20 protein-coding genes are annotated in these 20,050 nt (G+C 57.5%); 9 read left to right on the top strand and 11 right to left on the bottom strand.

Annotated elements, in window-relative coordinates:
• Nucleotides 1-32 precede the first annotated feature (32 nt).
• From AC6IZD_RS17600 to AC6IZD_RS17585, 4 genes are all read left to right on the top strand, one after another.
• On the top strand, nucleotides 33-1,271 hold the full coding sequence (locus tag AC6IZD_RS17600) for a metallophosphoesterase (RefSeq protein ID WP_497784852.1): 1,239 nt from the start codon (nucleotides 33-35) through the stop codon (nucleotides 1,269-1,271).
• A gap of 209 nt (nucleotides 1,272-1,480) precedes the next feature.
• Nucleotides 1,481-2,119 carry a hypothetical protein gene (locus AC6IZD_RS17595; protein WP_497784851.1) on the top strand — a complete coding sequence of 213 codons (639 nt, stop codon included), beginning with the start codon at nucleotides 1,481-1,483 and terminating at the stop codon, nucleotides 2,117-2,119.
• Entirely contained in the window at nucleotides 2,116-2,412 is a 297-nt protein-coding gene (locus AC6IZD_RS17590; RefSeq protein ID WP_497784849.1) for a transcriptional regulator, read from the top strand. The genes AC6IZD_RS17595 and AC6IZD_RS17590 overlap by 4 nt, the downstream gene beginning before the upstream one ends.
• Nucleotides 2,413-2,552: 140 nt before the next feature.
• Nucleotides 2,553-2,996: an RsbRD N-terminal domain-containing protein gene (locus tag AC6IZD_RS17585; protein ID WP_497784848.1), complete on the top strand. Its 444-nt coding sequence runs from the start codon at nucleotides 2,553-2,555 to the stop codon at nucleotides 2,994-2,996.
• On the opposite strand, the gene folP is transcribed toward AC6IZD_RS17585, so the two are convergent.
• Nucleotides 2,997-3,980, bottom strand: a complete 984-nt coding sequence (folP, locus tag AC6IZD_RS17580; RefSeq protein WP_497784846.1) for a dihydropteroate synthase — start codon at nucleotides 3,978-3,980, stop codon at nucleotides 2,997-2,999. It lies immediately after the preceding gene.
• A gap of 82 nt (nucleotides 3,981-4,062) precedes the next feature.
• Here folP and AC6IZD_RS17575 point away from each other — a divergent pair, with 82 nt between their 5' ends.
• Nucleotides 4,063-4,308, top strand: coding sequence for a hypothetical protein (locus AC6IZD_RS17575; RefSeq protein ID WP_497784845.1), 246 nt, complete (start codon nucleotides 4,063-4,065; stop codon nucleotides 4,306-4,308).
• Nucleotides 4,309-4,409: 101 nt separating this feature from the next.
• Here AC6IZD_RS17575 and AC6IZD_RS17570 read toward each other — a convergent pair whose 3' ends face one another.
• The 8 genes from AC6IZD_RS17570 to AC6IZD_RS17535 form a co-directional block, all read right to left on the bottom strand.
• Complete coding sequence (locus AC6IZD_RS17570) at nucleotides 4,410-5,045, bottom strand: DNA-3-methyladenine glycosylase (protein ID WP_497784844.1); 636 nt, start codon at nucleotides 5,043-5,045, stop codon at nucleotides 4,410-4,412.
• A gap of 109 nt (nucleotides 5,046-5,154) precedes the next feature.
• Nucleotides 5,155-6,123 carry a quinone oxidoreductase family protein gene (locus tag AC6IZD_RS17565; RefSeq protein ID WP_497784842.1) on the bottom strand — a complete coding sequence of 323 codons (969 nt, stop codon included), beginning with the start codon at nucleotides 6,121-6,123 and terminating at the stop codon, nucleotides 5,155-5,157.
• A gap of 152 nt (nucleotides 6,124-6,275) precedes the next feature.
• The gene (locus AC6IZD_RS17560) at nucleotides 6,276-7,706 is read right to left on the bottom strand and encodes an alpha,alpha-trehalose-phosphate synthase (UDP-forming) (RefSeq protein WP_497784841.1); all 1,431 of its coding nucleotides are present in this window, start codon (nucleotides 7,704-7,706) and stop codon (nucleotides 6,276-6,278) included.
• Nucleotides 7,703-8,581: a trehalose-phosphatase gene (gene otsB / locus AC6IZD_RS17555; RefSeq protein WP_497784840.1), complete on the bottom strand. Its 879-nt coding sequence runs from the start codon at nucleotides 8,579-8,581 to the stop codon at nucleotides 7,703-7,705. The genes AC6IZD_RS17560 and otsB overlap by 4 nt, the downstream gene beginning before the upstream one ends.
• Before the next feature lie 96 nt (nucleotides 8,582-8,677).
• Entirely contained in the window at nucleotides 8,678-10,258 is a 1,581-nt protein-coding gene (locus AC6IZD_RS17550) for a carboxylesterase/lipase family protein (protein WP_497784838.1), read from the bottom strand.
• Between the two features lie 116 nt (nucleotides 10,259-10,374).
• A complete protein-coding gene (locus AC6IZD_RS17545) occupies nucleotides 10,375-11,898 on the bottom strand; it encodes a hypothetical protein (RefSeq protein WP_497784837.1) in 1,524 nt (507 codons plus the stop codon).
• A 13-nt stretch (nucleotides 11,899-11,911) separates the two neighbouring features.
• The gene (locus tag AC6IZD_RS17540) at nucleotides 11,912-12,811 is read right to left on the bottom strand and encodes an ABC transporter ATP-binding protein (protein WP_497784836.1); all 900 of its coding nucleotides are present in this window, start codon (nucleotides 12,809-12,811) and stop codon (nucleotides 11,912-11,914) included.
• Nucleotides 12,808-13,239 (bottom strand): GntR family transcriptional regulator, encoded by a 432-nt coding sequence (locus AC6IZD_RS17535; protein WP_497784835.1) that lies wholly within the window; start codon nucleotides 13,237-13,239, stop codon nucleotides 12,808-12,810. The genes AC6IZD_RS17540 and AC6IZD_RS17535 overlap by 4 nt, the downstream gene beginning before the upstream one ends.
• 144 nt (nucleotides 13,240-13,383) lie before the next feature.
• Between AC6IZD_RS17535 and AC6IZD_RS17530 the strand changes: the two genes are divergently transcribed.
• The gene (locus tag AC6IZD_RS17530; protein WP_497784833.1) at nucleotides 13,384-14,517 is read left to right on the top strand and encodes an L-dopachrome tautomerase-related protein; all 1,134 of its coding nucleotides are present in this window, start codon (nucleotides 13,384-13,386) and stop codon (nucleotides 14,515-14,517) included.
• Between the two features lie 234 nt (nucleotides 14,518-14,751).
• Here the strand turns inward: AC6IZD_RS17530 and bcp are convergent, their stop codons facing one another.
• Nucleotides 14,752-15,213 carry a thioredoxin-dependent thiol peroxidase gene (bcp, locus tag AC6IZD_RS17525; RefSeq protein ID WP_497784832.1) on the bottom strand — a complete coding sequence of 154 codons (462 nt, stop codon included), beginning with the start codon at nucleotides 15,211-15,213 and terminating at the stop codon, nucleotides 14,752-14,754.
• Between bcp and AC6IZD_RS17520 the strand changes: the two genes are divergently transcribed.
• The 3 genes from AC6IZD_RS17520 to AC6IZD_RS17510 all read left to right on the top strand — a co-directional run bounded on the left by AC6IZD_RS17520 (nucleotide 15,212) and on the right by AC6IZD_RS17510 (nucleotide 18,532).
• Nucleotides 15,212-16,615: a hypothetical protein gene (locus AC6IZD_RS17520; RefSeq protein ID WP_497784830.1), complete on the top strand. Its 1,404-nt coding sequence runs from the start codon at nucleotides 15,212-15,214 to the stop codon at nucleotides 16,613-16,615. The genes bcp and AC6IZD_RS17520 overlap by 2 nt on opposite strands.
• A 79-nt stretch (nucleotides 16,616-16,694) precedes the next feature.
• On the top strand, nucleotides 16,695-17,261 hold the full coding sequence (locus AC6IZD_RS17515; RefSeq protein ID WP_497784829.1) for a YceI family protein: 567 nt from the start codon (nucleotides 16,695-16,697) through the stop codon (nucleotides 17,259-17,261).
• A gap of 251 nt (nucleotides 17,262-17,512) precedes the next feature.
• A complete protein-coding gene (locus tag AC6IZD_RS17510) occupies nucleotides 17,513-18,532 on the top strand; it encodes a biotin--[acetyl-CoA-carboxylase] ligase (RefSeq protein WP_497784828.1) in 1,020 nt (339 codons plus the stop codon).
• Between the two features lie 290 nt (nucleotides 18,533-18,822).
• Here the strand turns inward: AC6IZD_RS17510 and AC6IZD_RS17505 are convergent, their stop codons facing one another.
• Nucleotides 18,823-19,914 (bottom strand): hypothetical protein, encoded by a 1,092-nt coding sequence (locus AC6IZD_RS17505; RefSeq protein WP_497784826.1) that lies wholly within the window; start codon nucleotides 19,912-19,914, stop codon nucleotides 18,823-18,825.
• Between the last annotated feature and the right edge of the window lie 136 nt (nucleotides 19,915-20,050).

The following is a 20,050-nucleotide window of genomic DNA, read 5'->3' as shown; positions in this document are numbered from 1 at the left end:
AGGTAGTCAGTATTGTGAGCGTCGAGGGATTCGTGCACGAAATTTTAGTTCTGTTGTCGTTGCGCCGTTTGGTGCTGATCGCGGTGGTGTTCTTTCCCCAGAGGTTTTGGTTCGTACGCGGATGGCAATTGGCGGGACGAATTCGACCGAGCGCGCTGCGGGGGGCGGTACGCGTGCTGGAGGTATTGGCAACCGCGGTGTTGACCGCGATGCTGTCTGACTTCGTATTTCACCGGTTCCTGCCAGATGCGATGAGATCGGCACTATCGCCGGTGGTGCAGCTTTGGGTGTTCACCTCGACCTTCGCTTTCTTCTGCGTGAAAGTCTTGCACCTGCTGGAATGGGTGTGGAACGGCATCACGCGCAAACGTGCTCGGGATGGAGTCGAAAATCAGGGGCGCAGGGCGTTTTTCGCGCATGCGGTGCGTATTGCGGGCGCGCTGCCTTTTGTTGGCGCGGTGTATGGGTTTGCGCGCGAGCGTTTGCAATACGAAGTGGTGCGAGTGGATCTGCCCGTGGCGAAGCTTCCGCCAGCGCTGGATGGATTCCGCATTGTCCAACTGAGCGACATCCATATTGGCGACTTCATGCCGCCAGAGGAACTGCGAAGGGCTATCGGGATCGCTAACGAACTTCGTCCGCATCTGGCCGTGATCACGGGAGATTTCATGAGCCAGGCAGGCGATCCGCTGGAAGGCTGTGTTCGCGAGTTGAGCGGATTGCAAGCGGCGCTGGGCGTTTGGGGATGCAATGGCAATCACGAGATCTACTCGGCTGCAGAAGACGAGGCCGAGGCGCTGTTTCATCGCTACGGCATGAAGTTGTTGCGAGGTGAGTCTGCGCAATTGGAGTGGGCAAAGGCGAAGCTGAATCTGATTGGCGTGGACTACCAGCGCGAAGTTAGGGCGCGCGGAGAGCAATTGCCCCCAAGAATGCAGGATGTCGAACAGTTGGTGCGCAGGGATATGCCCAACGTGCTGCTCTCGCACAACCCGAACACCTTCTATCACGCAGCGGAGTTGGGGATTGAACTGTCGCTGGCGGGGCATACGCATGGCGGACAGATCAACTTCGAAATAGTGAACCACGGATTGAATCCGGCAATGTTTATGACGGAGTTCATCGCCGGGCGTTACCAGCGTCCGATGCCGGGCGGCGGACAAGAAGCTTTGCTGTACGTGAATCGCGGTCTGGGCACGCTGGGAATTCCGGCAAGGCTGGGTTCAAGGCCAGAGATAAGTTTGTTAACACTCAGGGCGACACAGGGGTAACCAAACCGCCGCGGCGTATGCTTTCCCATCTTAGCCGCGCATAAAGTGCGCGTCGAAGGTGGGGCACCCGAGCAATTGTCGAGATCCATTCCCGTATTTGAAATCCGTCCAGATAATCACCGCCGATCATTGACTAACACTGGTTGGTGGTGCAAACTAGCTGGCGCTGTTGAACCATGGGCGGTTCAGACTACTTGCGGGATAAATCCATGAAAGACGGATTACAGGAGATTGCAGCACGTCCGAGAAGTTACGAAAACGTGGACGGAACGACGGAAATCGCATTCGGCTGGATGCTGGCCGCGATATTGGTGGCGGGGTTGCTTTCTGAGCTTGTTTCGCAGCATGCGGCTCACCGAGGCTGGATTCTGCTGATCATGGTTGGCCTGCCGGCATTGCTTGTCGCGGTTGGAGCACGATTCACACGCGAGATCAAAAAGAGATTTACATTTCCGAGAACAGGGTATGCGATGCCGCTGAAGATTGCTGGCGAAGAGCGCTGGAAGGCGTTGTTGTTTCTGATCCTGATATGTGCGGCTTCGGGAGCGCTGGCCTGTGGCATTGTGCTGCTCCAACGGAATCACCTGAGCGAAATGCGGACGTTAGGGAACGCGTTGTATGTGGGTTCGTATGCGATGGTTGTTCTGAAGTACGGGGGAGATCACGGCTGGAAGAAGTGGCTGATTCTGGTAATGGCGGTTGGGTTGACCGCGCTTGCTACCTTTGTTGCGGACGGGTTTGTGTGGATGTCTATGTCGTTTGGCGCGCTGGTGTGGCTGGTCTCGGGATTCGCGACGCTGGTCATTTACATCCGCCGGACAAGACCTGCAGTGGACGGGGAAGAATGAATAGCCAGATCCGCGCGCTGTCGGAAATCGATCGGGTCATCCATGAGCCGGGGCGATTGATGATCATGGCTCTGCTCTCAGGATTGCAGGAGTGCGACTATCTATATCTGCAACATGAGACAGAGTTGAACAAGGGTACGCTGTCGAGCCATTTGGCGAAGCTGGAAGAGACTGGGTACGTCGAGATAGAGAAGACGTTCCGAGGGAAGATTCCGCGAACAGTGATTCGACTGACGAAGGAAGGCAGAACGGCATTTGCAGCGTATCGAAAGAGAATGCGGCAATTGCTGTGAGCGCAAACAGAGAAAGGCCTGCAGTCCGTGATTGCGCGGTCATTCACCAGCCGCAGTGAAGCAGAGCGAGGCAGGGTGCCGCGATTTCGCGCATCCCGCTTCGACATCTCTTGATCAAAGTTGGCAAGAGAGGTGTGGCGATGCTTGGGTTGAAACTGGTGAGGCTGATTGAGAAACACTGCGAAGACATTGCGGAGAGCTTGATGGCAAAGCTGCTCAGCTCTGAGCGAACTCAGGGTTATCAAAGGATCGACCAGAATGAGCTTCGCGCCTCGCTGATTTCCTTGTACTCGCATCTCGGCGATTGGTTGCTGAATAAGACAGAGGCGGATGTCGAAGAGCATTTTCGCGAGGTTGGCGCAAAGCGGGCGAAACAAGGAGTTCCGTCGTGTGAGCTGGCATGGGCATTGATGCTCTCCAAGGATCAGCTTTGGAAGTATGTCTATCGAGAGGCTGCGGCAGAGAAGGCGTTGGAGCTCTATGGGGAGTTGGAGTTTCTAGATACGCTGGATCGCTTCTTCGATCGCGCAGTGTATTACGCACTCGCTGGATACGAGCAGGGTGTACGCGTGAGGGCCGCGTAGCTAGGATTGGCGGAGAATGGCGTCGGCTACGGCGAGTGCCTCGATCGTGGAACGCACGGAATGCACACGAACAATGTGAGCTCCGGCGAGAGCGGCAGCCACAGTTGCGGCGATTGTGGCGATGTCGCGCTCCGCAGGAGGAATTCCTTCGGCTGCCTGGTGGGTGATTTCGGCAAGGCGGGCTGAAACCGTGTGTCCGAGGAAGCCTTTGCGGGAGACGGCAGCAAGCAACGGGAATCCGAGCTCGTGAAATTGGCTGAAGTGCGCTAGCAGGGCATAGTTCTCATCGCGATTCTTCCCGAATCCAAAGCCGGGATCGATCACGATGGAGTTTCGCGCGATGCCCGCATCGAGAGCTTCTTCGGCGCGCTCGCGCAAGCCTTCGCGGACGAGTGACACGATGTCAGGCTCGGGCGGAAGATCAATCCACTGATGAGGCAGTCCGCGAACGTGCATAAGAATGGCCGCGCATGGTCGCTCGGCAACGATCGTGGACATGTCTGAATCCCATCGGAAACCACTTACATCATTCACGATCTCAACGCCAGCATCGACGGCGTAGCGGGCCACCATAGATTTGTATGTATCGATGGAGAGTACGGCGTCAGGCCGCTCGCGCTTGATGGCTTCGATGATGGGTAGCACGCGGTCGAGTTCCTGGCGGGCGGTGACGGCTCCCGCGGGGGCAGGTTCGTTGCTGAGCACTACGGGGGTTCCAGGGCGCGTAGATTCTCCGCCAATGTCGAGTATGTCTGCGCCTTCGTCGAGCAGCGCGAGGCCGTGCTCAACGGCTGCTTCAGGATTGAAGAACTGACCTCCATCGGAAAAGGAATCAGGCGTGACGTTGAGGACGCCCATTACCAGCGTGCGCTCTGCAAGGGGGAGCGTACGGCGGCCTAAATTCCAATGAAAGCGCGAGCGCATGGCCGGATTGTAGCAGCAAAGCTGATAGGGAGAGCAGGCGGGGCGACACCTTGGTGCCATGCTAATTTGTTTGAAATCAATGATTGACGTGGAAAAAGCAGAGTAGCAGAATGTTTGGCAAACGTTCACGCGAGGAAACTGGATGCTGAGTCTCGAACCGACGAGAGACGTGCGGCGTACCTACAAAGCCACCCGAGAGTTCATCGCTTTTCACTCTGAATACTGCGATCCGGTGTATATCGAACAGGGCGCGATTGTGTTCGCGGAAGTCGAAAAATGGAACGGGTGGAAATGGAACGGTCGTGATGCGTTGCAGTTCTTTTGCGATCGCAGACCTTACTACGTGGATCGAAATACGTTTTTGAACGCGACAGAGACGATCGAGTAGCGTTGGCGAATTCGGGACAGAGCGGGAAGTCGATGGCCCACTGTCTCCAGTGAAAACAATGTCGTGAATGGAGGTGCGCTCTGGCGCGCCTTTTTTGTTGGCTACTGCACACGCTTGCCGGAGACGAATGGGTTGGCGCGAATGACATATCGCCAAAGGTCGTGCGGAGCGCGAGTGACGTTGATGCGCGGCGTGCAGACGACCTCGGGCTTAGAGGAATTGTCATCAGCTACGTAGAGGTCGCTGTTAGGGGAGCAGAGGTCCTTGCCATTATCACGCGAGCGCACGATGCCGAGGGCTTGTGAAAGGCGACCGGGGCCGGAAGTGAGCAGGCGTAACCGCGACGGGCGCGGATCGGCAGGAAGTTGGAGGCCACGAAGGGCAGCCATGGAGTCGAGTCCGCACACGGGTTCGAGGGCGCGGAGCAGGACGCATCCGGCATCGCCCGGTGGCATGCAACTGATGTTGGTGCAGTAGTGATTGCCGTAGATGAAGTAAACGTATGCGTGCCCGGGAGGTCCGAAGAGAACTGCGTTGCGCGGGGTCTGTCCGTTGTATGCGTGGGCTCCGGGATCAACGGCTCCGAGGTAGGCTTCGGCTTCGACGATGCGCCCGGAGATGGTGAGCCTGCCTTCACGCCGGATAAGAAGCTTGCCGAGAAGTTCGCGCGCGACGATGCGAGGATCGCGCAAAAAGAAGTCTCGGGGCAAGGGTGGAAGCTTAGGAGAGCGAGCCATTGCTGGTAATTACGATAGCAGGGGAAGCGCTGACGAGATTTGTCTCCATGCTCCAGCTACCCAGAGTTGGAAAATCGCCAACTCTGGGCCACCCTAGGAAGCTACCTGGCTATGGGATGAGCAGTGACTTGCCGGTGGTTTTGCGGGATTCGAGATCGCGATGAGCTTGTTGCACGTCCTCTAAGTGGTAGGTCTGGCCGATGGCGAGTTTCAGCTTGCCTTGTTGCACCCAGTTGATGACTTCGTTGGCACGCCATTCGAGTTCATCGCGGGTGGCGATGTGGTGGACCAGGCTGGGGCGGGTGAGGAATATGGAGCCTCGCTGGTTCAGGCGCATGGGGTCGACCGGAGGAACGGCACCGCTCGCGGCTCCGAATAAGACGAAGTAGCCGCGCGGACGCAGGCAGTTCATTCCCGCGTCGAATGTGGCCTTGCCTACACCGTCGTAGACAACATGCACACCCGCGCCATTCGTGATGCGCTTCACCTCTTCTTCGAAATTCTGCGTGGCATAGTTGATCGCGTGGTCGGCTCCGGCGGCGAGCGCAATTTTCACTTTGTCGTCGGTTCCGGCAGTGCCGATCACATTAGCGCCTGCCATCTTTGCCATTTGCACGAGCAGTTGTCCTGCACCGCCTGCTGCGGCGTGGATGAGGCACCACTCTCCGGGCTTCAGCGGATACGTGCTGTGGGTGAGGTAGTGGGCAGTCATACCCTGCAGCATGAGCGCGGCGGCGTTCTTAAAATCGAAGCCTTCGGGAAGTGGCACGAGTCGGTCGGCGGGCACGGCAGCGTATTCGGCGTACGCCCCGAGAACTCCGGTGTAGGCGACGGGAGTGCCGGGCTTGGTGGACTTAACGTTGCTGCCAACTTCCGTGATGATCCCGGAGGCTTCCTGCCCGTCAACGAAGGGCAACTTGGCGGGGTAGATGCCTTCGCGGAAGTACACGTCAATGAAATTGATGCCAATGGCCTTCAACTGCACAACGGCCTCATTGGGACGCGGGTGCGGTGAGGGCAGATTGACAACTTCCAGAACTTCTGGCCCGCCCGTCTTTGAGACTTGGATCGCTTTCATGTCCACCTCGGATGAGTGCTCAAACTGTGATATTACGGCAAGTTGTGCGGCGTTTTATTCAACTGTATGTTGCTCGCATGAGAGAAACCCAGAGTTGGAAAAACGCCAACTCTGGGCCACCCTCCATGCATAATGCGGACTCTGGGCCACCTTTAGGCCGCGAGTTGATCGGGGGATTGCATTTGCTCAAAAATGCGGTCGCGCCAGCGCATAATGTCGTTTTGTCGGATTTGCTGACGCATGCGCAGCATTCGCCGATGCCGCTCGTCGTCTGACATTTCCATTGCCTCTTTCAGCGCAGCTGCGACACCGAGTTCGTCATACGGATGGACGATGATGGCTCCGGTGCGCAGTTCGGGCATGGCTCCGGCGAACTCGCTGAGAATCAGAACTCCTCGGTTTTCGACGTGAGCGGCGCAGTATTCCTTGGCAACGAGGTTCATGCCGTCCTTGAGCGGGGTGACGAGCGCGATGGAAGCAGCACGGTAGAGGGCGAGCAATTCGTCCTGCGGAACCGAGCGGTGCATGTACTGGATTGGCGTCCAACCGGGCTCGCTGAATTCGCCGTTGATCGTGGACACGAGCTTTTCGATGTCGGCCAGCAGGTCCTGGTATCCGACAATGTTTTCTCGACTAGGCACGACGACCTGGATGAGGGTGATCTTGCGGCGAAACTGGGGATAGCGGCGCAGAAAAGCTCGGAACGCACGCATCCGCTCGGGGATTCCTTTTGTGTAATCGAGGCGATCGACACCGAGGGCAATTTGCATGTCGGGTGCGAGGGCGTGCAGGTCATTCATGCGCTCCATCACAGCCGGAGCGCGGGCGGACTGGGCCATTTTCTTGAAATCGATGCTGATCGGAACCGCCTGAATAATCGTCTTGCCGCGAGCGGACTCGACGATGCGTTGATCGCCGCGTCCGCTGACCTTGGCCTGAGCACAGAAGGTGCGTATGCTTGCGGCGAGATTGCGTTCGTCTCTTGCCGTTTGAAGGCCGATGTAGTCGTACTGCAACAAGCCTTCGAGAATCTCTTTGCGCCACGGCAGCTTGGCGAAGATGTCAGGTGGCGGAAACGGGATGTGCAGGAAGAAGGAAATGAATGCCGATGGGCGATGTTCGCGAAGAATACCCGCGACCCGCAGGAGTTGGTAGTCCTGCACCCAGATGAAATCTCCTGCGCCTGCATTCTGATGCGTGACGTCTGCAAATTTGCGATTGACGAGCTCGTAGAAATCCCAATACTCGGGGTCGAAGTGGCAGAGCGACTGAAGGTCGTGGAAAAGGGGCCAGAGAACTTCGTTGGAAAAGCCTTCGTAGTATTTCGCTTGCTCCTCGTCGGTGAGCACGACGGGAACATAGCTGAAGCCTTTACCGCTGGTCGCGACTCGGAGTTGTTCGCGCATCTCCGGGCTGTCTTCTGTTCCGGCACTTCCGACCCAGAGGCCGCCGTGCTCCTGCAGCACGGGTTCAAGAGCTGCGATCAGCCCTCCGGACGAAGGTACCGCGACGACGCGGCCATCCTGATGGCGGAACGAGAGGGGAAGGCGATTGGAAACCACGACGAGGCCCCTGTCGGTCATTGTCCTTCTCCAGTAGCGGCATGAACGAACTGGCAGTAGGAGTCGAGGAAGGCGATCAGTTCCTCGGGCGGGCGCAACCACCACTCTGCCTGAGATGGACGAGCCTCATGGCGCACCAGTATGGATGCGGCGTTGTGGCGACCTTTGAGTGCGCGGAAGGCGTCTTCGTCGGTCAGATCGTCCCCAAGATAAGCGCAGGGGGTGTCGGGAGGTGTGTCGGCGAGAACACTGGTGACGGCGTCTGCTTTGCTGCAACCAATTCCTCGAATCTCAACACCTCCGTCGAACGGTAGCCATTCAAGAGCCGCAGGTTTCTCGGAGGTGCGGACAGCCTGGTAGGTGTCTTCGGCCAGGTGCAGAATGTCCCTCGCTTCTTCGGGCGCAAGGCCTCGTGTGTGCAGGGCGAGGCTGCCAATCTTTTTCTCGATCTGAACGGGGGTGGCCGTTTGGGCGATGCGGGATTCGAGTTGATCGAGAGCTCTTCGCTGTTCGGGTGTAAGAGCCGTCACTTCATATCTACCACTGGGCAGTAATCGCTCGCGGCCATGGCTGCCCCAGATCTCAACAGTCAGTCCGGGAAGGAGGGCGGCGACATCACCCGTACAGCGTCCTGAGATGATGACAAGTCGGATCGAAGGAGCGTTGGCGAGGCCAGCTAGTCGCTCGCGAACTCCGGGATAAGGTACGGCCTGCATGCGTTGTTGAACGAATGGTGCGAGTGTGCCGTCGTAGTCCAACATGAGCACTGTGTGCGGGGCAGAGTCGAGCGACTGCCACCACGCTGAATGCGAGAACTGTGTCCAATCCGACGGAAGTTGCTGTGTCTCAGATGCAGGGCGTGAACCCTGTTCCAAGCTTGAAGACGAGTAGTGCATTGAGGCTTAGATGCATGCAGCTTCTGGGATTGAAGGCGGGGAGCGGAGGGAAGACATCGCCCTCCAGGAGTGCTGGAGGGCGAGGGTTAATGCTGCTCAGTGACCGGATTTGGGTGCGGACTCTTTTGAGATGTCGCTCTCGATAGAGGCCTTGTAAAGCGAGCAGATGTCGCCGCGGAGATTTGACTTGGTGTGGCTGCCGTCAGAGGTCAACTCTACGTAGGCTCGGGACTGCGTGTCGTGAGCGGGCCATTTTGGCAGGCGACCGCCGTTGGGGGTTCCGGTTTTTGCGAAGTTCGTCCAGTAGCCTTGAACGGTGGCCGAGACCTTGCGATCGACATCGTTGGGAGGCGCCATGAAGAAGGTGCCGAAGACGATGCCGAGTTCATCGCTGTGAGTGGCGCCGGGAAGCTTTCTGCCAGCGAGCGGATGGGAGTATTCGTACTGGAACGTTGGAGCGATGTGGCTGTGTTCATCCGCGATGAAAACCGCGTGGCAGCGGAAAGCCGTATCGGTCGTGAACTGCTCGCCCGCAGTGCCGTATTCGGGAATCTGAGGCGCGGGCTTCTCGGATAGACCGTACGCGTCGAGGACTGCAGCGGAGGAGCTGCCAAAGAATTCCTGCACGGCGGGCTTTAGCTTTGCGGGGTCGCCCCAGAAGTTAAATTCGCGCGAGTTGTTGCCAATGATGAGCGGAATCGAATGTTCCTGGTGGCGGGCGTACACCGTGGCAGGATCGGTTGGCAGAACGTAGCCATCGACGGTCACCATGAGTCCGCCCTGACCGTATGCAGGCGAGGTGCGCAGAATGTCCTCGGTCGAAAGCTTGCGCATGTAGGCGAGAGCACCTTGCGCAGGTGCGTGCAGACGCTCGGCTATCTGTTGTCCCTGCGATTCAGATTCGGCGAGGGGCGCGGGACGGCGCTTGCCAAGGATCGTGGGACCGCTCTGTTCGATGGCGCGGGCGAAAAGACCTTTCGCAAGTGGGCTGGTCATGAGCAGAGTGATGTCGTAGGCTCCGGCAGACTGTCCGAAGAGTGTCACTTGCTTCGGATCGCCTCCGAATTTCGAGATGTTCTCCTGCACCCATTTCAACGCGGCGATTTGGTCGAGCAGCGCGTAGTTGCCGGATGCGCCATTGTTGGACTCACGCGAAAGCTCGGGGTGTGCAAAGAAGCCGAAGTATCCGAGGCGGTAGTGGATTGAAACGAAAACTACACCATGCTGCGCCAAAGGATTTTCAAGGACCTTGCCGCCCCGTGCACTTCCTCCGGCATTGGCTCCGCCGTGAATCCATACCATTACGGGCAGCGGCTTGCGAGATTTTAGGTCAGGGGTTTCGACGTTGAGGTAAAGGCAATCTTCTTTGCCGTCGTGAGAGTCGCGAGAGTTCCATCCACCATCGACTTGAGCACACGGTGCGCCGTACTCGCCAGCATCGCGTTTACCGGTCCAAGGGACCACGGGCATGGGAGCGTGCCAGCGGAGGTCTCCGACGGGCGGGGCGGCGAAGGGAATGCCGCGGAAGCTTGCGCCTTTGGAGTCCTGCCAGAAGCGGCCGACGATTTCTCCGCCAGTGACCTTAACGACAGGCCCTTGCTCAGCAAAGGCAGGTGCGCAACAGAATAGGAGGAATGCAAATGATATGAGTACTTGGTTCAGCAGTTTGCCAGACACGTGAGCGATTTCCTTTCGTGATGCAAACGAATGAAGGTCAGCTCTCACTAGAAGAACGCAAATCGTGTCTTCGTGCAATGAATTTGGCGAAGCGCTGAGTGCGCTTCGCCATCAGTTCACTTACTTGCTGGCGGTGGTGGAGGCGCTGGGATATGGCGGCCAAACTGATAATCTGCGAGGTTCAGCCAGTCGATTGCGATTTCGGTGCGAGCGTTCCCGATGTACTTCGGGAAATTGAAGAGGATGGGGTCTCCCGGAGAAAATTGTGATCCCTTTGAGGGATTTGGAAAGATCGTAGATCCAACTGAACTCAAAACGCCGGTACCGGAGCCCATATTTGTCCGCCAAATATATGGCTCATTACTGCTGTCTGATGCTGCGGTTCCGGGACGGACAAGGAGCAGTGGCGGGGGCTGAACAGCGAAGAGACAGAAGAGACCGTGCGGTGGAGCAAATTGCGGACGCTCTTGGATCTGGCAGTTTCCGAGACCAGGAACTGCGAACTGGTTTTCACTGCCGATGACGCGGACGGGAGCCCGATCCTGCCAAATCGTGTATGCGACAGATAACGTGGCATGCACCGGAGTTGATTGGAGCTTCGCAAACAGGGGCTTAGGAACGTCGAAGGCTGCCGACGAGAAATCTCCGCTCTCGCCGCGCTGGTCGCCGTGAATGAAGCCGCCACGAAACACCCATCCGGAACTCCAGTGTGTTCCGGCGGGTGAATCGAGCGTGAGCATTAAGGCTCGCAATGTTGCAGAGTAGTCGGCTGAGGTGAGTTCAGGACGTAGGGGAAGGATGACGTTGACATTCTTGTTTTCGTCTAGACCGGCTTGGGCGTTTGGCTGTTGCGGATCAAAAGTTATGCGCAAATGCGTCGTCTCACTCGAAAGAAGCGGATACTTGCGATTGGCGAGAAGTCGAACCGGAGCCGCAAATCCTAGGATGATGATGACGACGAGCGAGACAGCGATGAGAAGGCGCGATCCCAAGGTTTGACGGCGGGAGTATTGCCAGAGGATCGCGGCCAAGCAAGCGCACCCCAAGATCAGGCTCTGCGACAGTGTGGTGAAGTCGGTGAGATCAGCGGCTGGGAAGTAGTGGCTGAGAGCGGACGTGAGAATGATGTACAGTCCACATCCGAGAATGCACAGCATCGTCTGTACAGCAGTGCTGGTGATGGCGGCAAGAGTCAGGATCGGCAGGATTAAGAGGGCGGTGAAAGATAGATGAAGTCGCATCAGACCGCTGATCCAGGATGTCTCGGGGTGTAGGCCAGCTTTGAAGAGCAGGTAGAGTTGCGCGATAAGAAGAGGAACAGTGATGAATGAGAAGAAGAACAAGACCTTTGCGGCCAGCAGTTTCTTCCATTCGTATGGGCGCGTGATCCAGAACTGACGGTCGCCTACGAGTGGCTCATCTTGGATCAGGCGAATCAGCAGTATCCACCAGCCGAGAACGAGAAGCACTCCGATAAGCTCGGCACCGATAGAGACTCCGAACCCAACAGCATGCATTTCTTGTCCGAATCCCCACTCGGGGCGCTTCCATGCGTACGCGCACAGCAAGGCGAGGGTGATGAGGATTTCGGGCCAGTGGTGTTGAACGTCTTTGCGGAAAATGTTCAGGACCTGTCTCATTGTCGTGCTCTTTCTATGCTGCGCCGCGTCCGGCTTTTGCCATGGCGAGGAAGATGGATCGCAGGGACATGGGGGAGAACGTTACGTCGCGAACTCCGGTGAAGACCTTGCCAATCTCGGACTGGATTCGCTCGCGATCAAATCGCGGTTCGACAAAACGGATGACGGAGGCCGACGCGGTGGGCTGCATCCATGTGTCGGGCCATTGCGCGGGAGGCTGAGGCGGAGCGTCGAAGGTGATTTCCACCTCGCGGAAACGATCGATCAGCGCTGACATTTCGTCGGAGAAAAGAAGCTTGCCTTGCTCAAGGTAGCCAACGTGGCTGGCGAAGGTTTCGACTTCGGCAAGGTCGTGCGACGAGATGAGGATGGTCGCTTCAAAGGCGCGTTCGAGAAGACCTTCGATGAGTTCATCGCGCACGAGCGGGTCGAGTCCGCTGAAAGGTTCGTCAAGCACGATGAGCTTGGGGTGGTAGGCCAGGGAACTGGCGAGGGCGGCTTTCATCCGCATTCCGCGCGAGAGGTTCTTGAGCTTGCGGTCTAGCGGGAGATCGAACTGGCGAACTAATTCGTCTTCGAGCTTGCGGTCCCATGTGGGATAGAACGGGCGAAGGTAGGCGAGGAACTGATCGACGCGCATCCATCCGGGGAATTGCTGGTTCTCAGACACGTAGCCGATGGAGGCGAAGGCCGAACCGGCGATTTTGGTTGAGTCGATTCCGAGGACGGTGGCCGCGCCGCTGGTGGGGCGGAGGATGTTCATCAGGATCTTGATGGCCGTGGTTTTTCCGGCACCGTTCGGTCCGACGAGCGCGTAGATCGCTCCAGAGGGAATTTCGACATCGAGCGAGTCGAGCGCCTTTAGTCGGCGGAAATGTTTGCTGAGGTGCACGGCTTGAATTGCGGTAGTCATGACTTGCTGCGGCCTCCTCGTTCTGAGCGCGCGGGCAGAGTGGTGGCGTTGCTGCTGAGAGAGCGCCACTGTGCAGAGATGGATTCAAGAACATCGTCGAGAGCAATGCCGAGTTTCTTGGCTTCGACGACGAGTTGCTCGATTTCGCGGCCAAGCAGATTGGTTCGCTCGGCTTTGCTGGATTCGGGTGGGACGGCGACGACAGTACCGATTCCGGGGCGGCTCTCGAGCAGTCCTGTTGACACAAGGTGAGCAATGACTTTGTGCGCGGTGTTGGGATTGATCCGGAGTTCCTTGCTGAGCGTGCGCACGGAAGGAAATGGGTCGCCCGGGTGCATCTGTCCGGAGATCATCGCCTTCTTGGCGGCGTAGACCACCTGCTCGTAAAGCGAAACACCAGACCGGAACTCTACGCGAAAAGGAATCATTGGATGTGTACTATAACACGTAGTACAGCTCGGGCAAGGAGTTTTTGGGGGAAAGTTTTGTTCCCGCTCAAGCCCAAAGAGAGCTTCAACGGGGCACAGGGAATGCATCTTATGGGGCAGAGTTCATCTGGGAAGGAGATTGGGATGAAGGCATTCTTGCGGATGGTTTTGCTGTGTGCGGCGGTGGTGAGTTTGGCGATTGCTGGTGAGGCGCAGAAGAAGAGCGCGGGTGCGCTGGCGACCGATCAGCCTCTGGGAACGCTGGAGGTGGTGGCGAGGTTCAATGGGCCGATGCCGACCGGGGTGACGGTTTCGCGGCAGGGACGCATCTTTGTGAACTTCCCACGGTGGGGCGACCAGGTGGCGTTCACTGTGGCTGAAGTGAAGAACGGAAACGCCGTGGCGTATCCGAATGCGGAGATCAATCGCGATGACGAGGCCGATGCGGCTCATCACTTCATCTGCGTTCAGAGCGTCGTGGTCGATGCGCAGGACAGGCTGTGGGTGCTCGACACGGGCGCTCCGATGTTCAAGGGGCCGGTGGCCGGTGGGCCGAAGCTGGTGGCGCTCGACTTAGCTAGCGGGAAGATCTTGCAGACGATTGCTGTACCGCCGGAGGTCGCGGTGCCGGGGACGTATCTGAATGACGTGCGGTTTGATCTGGGGAAGGGCTTTGCGTATATCACCGACTCGGGCGTGGGTGGGATCATCGTTGTGAATATGAAGACGGGGAAGAGTTGGCGGAAGTTGGCGAAACATCCGAGTGTGCTGGCCGAACCGAACTTCATGGCGATTGTCGAGGGGAGACCGCTGTTGAGTAACGGCAAGCCGCTAATGATCAACTCGGATGGGATTGCGATTAGTCCGGATGGGGCGACGCTGTATTACTCGGCGCTGTCGGGGAGGAAGTTGTATTCGGTGAGCACGGAGGCGCTGCGGGACGAGTCGATGTCGGAAGCCAAAGTGGCCGAAACGGTAAAGGTTGTCACCGGCAAAGGCGCGTCGGACGGATTGGAGTCGGATGCAGACGGCAATGTGTATGCCGGGGATTACGAGAACAACTCGATTCACAAGATCACTCCGGCGGGAGGGATTTCGGCTCTGGTGCACGATTCTCGGTTGCTGTGGCCGGATACTTTTAGTCTTGGCGATGATGGGTATCTGTATGTCACGGCGAACCAGTTGCATCGTCAGCCGACGTTTCACGATGGCAAGGATATGCGGCAGAAGCCGTATGTGTTGTTCAGGGTGAAGGTGGGGACGAAGAGGATTCGGTAGAGACGCGGGCGGATTGCTATCCCAGGTTAGCGCCGCAAAACGCGCGGCGCGAACCTGGGGCACCCGGCTGGTGCGGAGATGTGAACAGGGCAGGAATCCTTCGCTCAGGATGACAACCAAGAAAAACCACGCTTCTGACAAGAACAACCCCAACCCTGGACTCGAAAAACGCAAGTTTCAGGGTGGGGTGGTTGCATCTGAGTGAGAGAAGTTGGCGCGGGGTATTCGCTCTCGCTATTTGTGCTCTTTGGCGTGCTCGAGCACCTGCTCGGCGTGGCCTTCCGGTTTAACCTTGCGCCAGACCTGAGAGATGCTTCCGTCAGGGGCAATGAGGAAAGTGGTGCGCTCGATCCCCATCACCTTTTTGCCATACATGTTCTTTTCCTTCAGGACATCGAAGAGCTTGGCAACGTCCTTGTCGGCGTCGGCGAGCAAGGTGTAGGGGAGTTCGTATTTCTCCTGGAATTTCTTCTGCGCCTTGGGAGTGTCGGGCGATATGCCGAGGACGGTGAGTCCGGCGCGGATCAGCTTGCCGTATTGATCGCGGAAGCCGCAGGCTTCGATAGTGCAGCCAGGGGTGTTGGCCCGGGGATAGAAGAACAAGACGACGGGTTTACCTTTGAAGGAGGAGAGGGTAACGGGCTCTCCGTTTTCGTCGGGCAAAGTAAAATCGGGAGCTTGATCGTTGACGTCCATGATGAGACATCTATACCGCAAACTGGTCGAGGCCGTCACGCTGACGGTGGCAGTGGGTGCATTTTCCGTTTCCATTCAGGCACAGTACAGGGCCCCACAGCCGGAAAAGAAGACTCCGCGGGCGGTGGGTGTTCTGGAAACCTACAAGAACGGATCGCGGCGACTGATTCCCATCAGTTTCTACTATGAGAAGCGCTTCTATGACGCCGATCTTTATCGCTCGACGCCGGTTCCGTTCACGCTGTATTCGGACACGGTTTATGAAGTGCAGCAGTATGGCAGGGCACTCGGAACATTCACGCTGAAGAGCGCGACGCGGAGCGATCCGATGTCGGATGCGTGGTTTGGTAACGGGCGCTTCAAGTCGGCATCCGATGAAGAGGCCGCGAAAGCGAAGAAGGTCGTCGTGGCTCCGGTTGTGGTGGAGGATGCTTCGAAGCCCGTGCTGCATCGGCGCGAAGGCAGCGAGGGAGATAATCCTTCGGCAACGACGAGGAAATCAGCGAAATCGAGTCCTTCAGATGATGACCCGGATCGTCCTCGTCTGCATAAGCGCGGGGGGAGTGATGCAGAGGAGTCCGGGGCGCAGAAGCAAGGAGAGCAGACCACGGCTTCAGTCGATCAGGATGCGAATCGTCCAAAGCTGCATCGCAAGGATGAGGACGATGGTAAGAATGCGAGCGCGGGCAGTCCGGTAGTTCCGAAGCCGCAACTGACGCCGAGCGATGACCCGGATCACCCGATTCTGCGACGCGGTAAACCGATACAGGAGCAGAGTGGGCTGGATCTTCCGGACTTCAAGAAGGAAGAGCCCGTATCGCGGCAGGTGGCCGTCAGCGATGAGGCGACACAGGAAGCGCAGTCGCTGATTTACGTGAGCAACGAGGCGGAGCGAACGAAATTGGAGGCGATGGCGCGCGAGTTGGCTGCTTCGGAGTTGAGGCGAATGGCGTCACAGCGCGGGCTGGCGATGCCAGGCGCGGCGAAGACAACGACATCTGCGAAAACTGTGGCCGGAAAGAAGGCCACTTCCGCCTCGACTCTGCCCGCGATTGCGTTCAAGGATGAGCAGTTTATTCCCTACGACCTGGACTACAACAATTACGCGACCGTGGTGTATTCAGGACGATACACGCCGGACAATGCGCAAGGCCGGAGCTGGGTTGTGACGGTTGTCGCGCGCGACGATGAAGGCAAGCTGGTGAAGTTGTACAGCACCGTGAGCGATCCGCGGGAACTCGACCTTTATCCTGAAGTGCGGCTGGTGGATGCGGTTGATCCGGATGGATATGGACGGGCGGCACTGCTGTTCAGGGAGAAGAAGCGTGATGGTGTGAGCTGGCTGTTCGGACGCCCGAATGGATACGGAGTGCAAACGCTATTTGAAACGGCAGCCCGGTAATTGGAACATTTTGTGCATCGCCGGGGATAGTTGTCGAATCTGTATAGTTGTTCTAACAACTATCGGGGTGAAGAGAAAGATGAAAAAACTGTTCCTGCTGTTGACGGCGTTGCTGGCCATGAGTTCGTTGGCCGTGGCTGCAGATACTTACAAGATTGATGGCGCGCACTCTTCGGCTAACTTTTCGGTGCGGCACATGGGAATTTCCACGGTGCATGGACGTTTCACGGATGTGAGCGGAACGATTCTGTTTGATCCTGCGAAGCCGGAGAAGAGTTCGGTGACGGCGGTGATCAAGTCGGCGTCGATCACGACAGACAACGCGAGCCGCGACAAGCATTTGAACAGCCCTGAATTCTTCGATACGGCTAAGTATCCGGAGATTACATTCAAGAGCACGAGTGTTCGCCATGTGGATGGCGATAAGTATGTTGCGTTGGGGAACCTGACGATTCGGGATGTAACGAAGCAGGTTGAAGTTCCGTTTACGTTGGCACAAGGCAAGGGCATGAAAGGCGAACCGAGGCTGGGCGTGGAAGGGTCGCTGACCTTGAACCGATTTGACTATCACGTGAGCTATGACCCGACAGGCGTCGGAGTGGCCAAGGACGTGAAAGTGGAGTTGAGTGTGGAAGCGGGGTACTAATTCTTAAGTGATCCGAAAAGACTCTCGGTTGCGGCCGGGAGTTTTTCTGTCCGAAGGCATTCCTGAACCGAACTTCGAAGTTCATGCGACCGTGGCCGATATCGCGCAGGGAAGAAATTTAGAGTTGGAAGTGGCGCGGCAGCAGTTAAGCAAGTAATTGCCAGCTTCAGTCATTTGGCCGTTCGCGTTCGGATCGCGAGCGGCTTTCGCTTTTGGAGGGTAAGTAAGGACGAGGACTCTATACTTCTTTTATGGCGGAAGAGAACGTGCAGACGCGTGCGGAGTTGGGACGAGCACTCATAGCGCTTCAGAAAACAGGAATCGTGAGTTCGAAAGTTTGGGCCGAAGTGGCAGGAGTGCCCGAGAGCGAGATTTCTAAGATTGCCGAAGAACTGCGGGCATTGGGCGTGCGGGTCGAGGACCCGAGTGACCATAGCTGGAAGCTGGCGGGCAAGGCCGACGTTCCGCTGGCGGAGGTATTAGAGCCAAAGATCGCCGGAACGGTTTTCGCCGGAAATGTGCATCACTTTGTGTCCATCGGTTCGACGAATGCGACGGCGATGCGCGAAGGCGTGGCGGACTTTGGTCCGAATACGAGTGGCAGTGCGAGTTATCGCGGCGCCGTGTGGCTAGCCGAGGAGCAGACGGCGGGCAAAGGACGCGCGGGGCATACGTGGAAGTCAGATCCCGGAGATGGGATTTATTGCTCAGCACTGCTGCGTCCACGGCTGACGCCCACGGATGCGATCACGCTTTCGCTGGTGGCCGGACTGGCGGTGGTAGAGGCCGTGCACGAGGTCACAGGATTGTGGGGCGACCTGCGCTGGCCGAACGACGTGATGATGGGCGGGAAGAAGTTCTGCGGAATTCTAACGGAGTTGAATGCGGAGTTCTCGAAGGTTCGGTTCGTGGTGATCGGGATGGGTTTGAACGTGAACAATACGGCATTCCCGCCGGAGTTGGATGCGATTGCGACTTCGCTGAGGATAGAGGCGGGAAAGAGATTCTCGCGTGTGGAAATCGTGTCGGCGCTGTTAAGGGCGCTTGATCGTGAGCAGCGAGCGCTGGAGCAGGGAGTCGACGCGGCGCGGGAAAACATTCTGCGACGGTTTGAGAAACACTCTAGCTACTGCTGCGATTGTCCGGTGACGGTAGAAGAAGATGGCGGCTATGAAGGCGTCACGCGTGGGCTGGACCAGCGAGGGTTCCTGCGGGTCGAGAGCGATGGAGTGCTGCGGACAGTGCTGAGCGGGGGCGTGAGGAAGCTGTAAGGGGCTAGGCTTCGCGAGGTCCGGTGGTAGTGAGCCGGGGCGGCGGTGAAGATGCGACGCGGCGGCTGGGGTCCTTCGCTTCGCTCAGGATGACATTCCAAGTTACGCGAGCTAGTGCCGGACGAGAGTTGCACGTTCGCAGTTTCGCAGCATAGGCCGGGAAGTTGCGTGTCGCAATAGCCAGGTCGGGGGGCAGAGCGCAATAGTGAATCGCAATCGAGAGATGCGGACGAGCTGAGCGCCCCACCCTAGGCACGCACTTGGCGTGCGCAAGGTGGGATATACGAGAATTACTGGGCTCCACCAGTTTTAGGTGTGACGGTGACCTCAAGGGTGTTAAGAATTTCGGCCAAGTCCGGTTCCACCTCCTGGAAGGTGCCGCTGGTCGTGTACCCCACCGCTTGCATGCTTCCCGCTGTACCGCTGTAGTAGTAGCCGTAGTAAATGAATGGAAGGCCACTGACGGTGGCGGTGATCTTGAGGCACCACACATCCTGACCGTGCACTTTCTTCTTCTCGCGGAAAATCACCTTCGCATCTGGATCGAGTGCCTTGGCGTTCGTAAGAGCGACGTCGGGGAAGGAATCGAGAGGAAACGAGATCGACTCGGGGATGAGCAGCATCCAAGCGTTGCCTTTGAGGTTCGCCAGCCGCAATTTGTCGCCTTCGAGTTTCTCTGGACTCTTCCACTTGCGGGTGTTGAATGCAACCTGGAAAGCGCCACTGTTCAAAGAGATCGATTGCGTTTCGGGTGCTTCGGCCACCGGCGTGTCAGTGATTTCCAAGCCGTTAAGAAGTTCGTCGAACTCAGGCCGCATATCTGCGAACTGCGAGCGTTGCGTGAAGCCGACGAGTTGAACGTTCCCGGAGCTGCCGCCGTAGTAGTAGCCATAGTACGTGAACGGAATGTTCATGTAGCTGGCTTCCATTTGCAGGCAAAGAATTTCGCGATTGTTTACGATCCGCTTCTCTTCCGCGACGATGTGAGCACCGGGGTCCATTTTCTGGGCGTTGTGCAGAGCCATATCTCGCAGGGAACTCGTGGGAATCGAAATGGCGTCGGCAATGAACAGGGCATAGCCCTTGCCATTTGTGGACTCCAGCGTGAGCTTCTCATCGTCGAGCTTCGACTTCTTCCAGCGCTTGGGATCGATGAATACAGAGAACTCCCCATGAGGGGGCGCAATCTTCTGCGTGGCGGATGCACTCTTCTGGAAACGTGGCGCAGTCGATAACTGCTTGGCGGGCAGCGGAACATAACTCCATGTTCCATCATTGCGGAGGAGGACGGAACGCCCGTCCTCTGTAGTCGCACGGATCTGGGCTGTGGCGGTAAGCGTCGCGAACAGCACGAGCAGTCCCAGCAGGAGACGATTGCGCATATGAACCTCTAAGCAGAGTGAGTCCGAAGGCAGAGTAGCTGGTAACTCAACACAGGGCAACGCGAAAAAGCAATTCAGTGTGACTATGGTGCATAGGCAGGAGCTCTGAAATTGACATTGGACTGAGGCTGAGGTG

It is taken from the genome of Koromonas humicola (assembly GCF_059726255.1).
The sequence above is the reverse complement of the archived record's forward strand: the minus strand, read 5'-3'. Positions and strand labels throughout refer to the sequence as shown.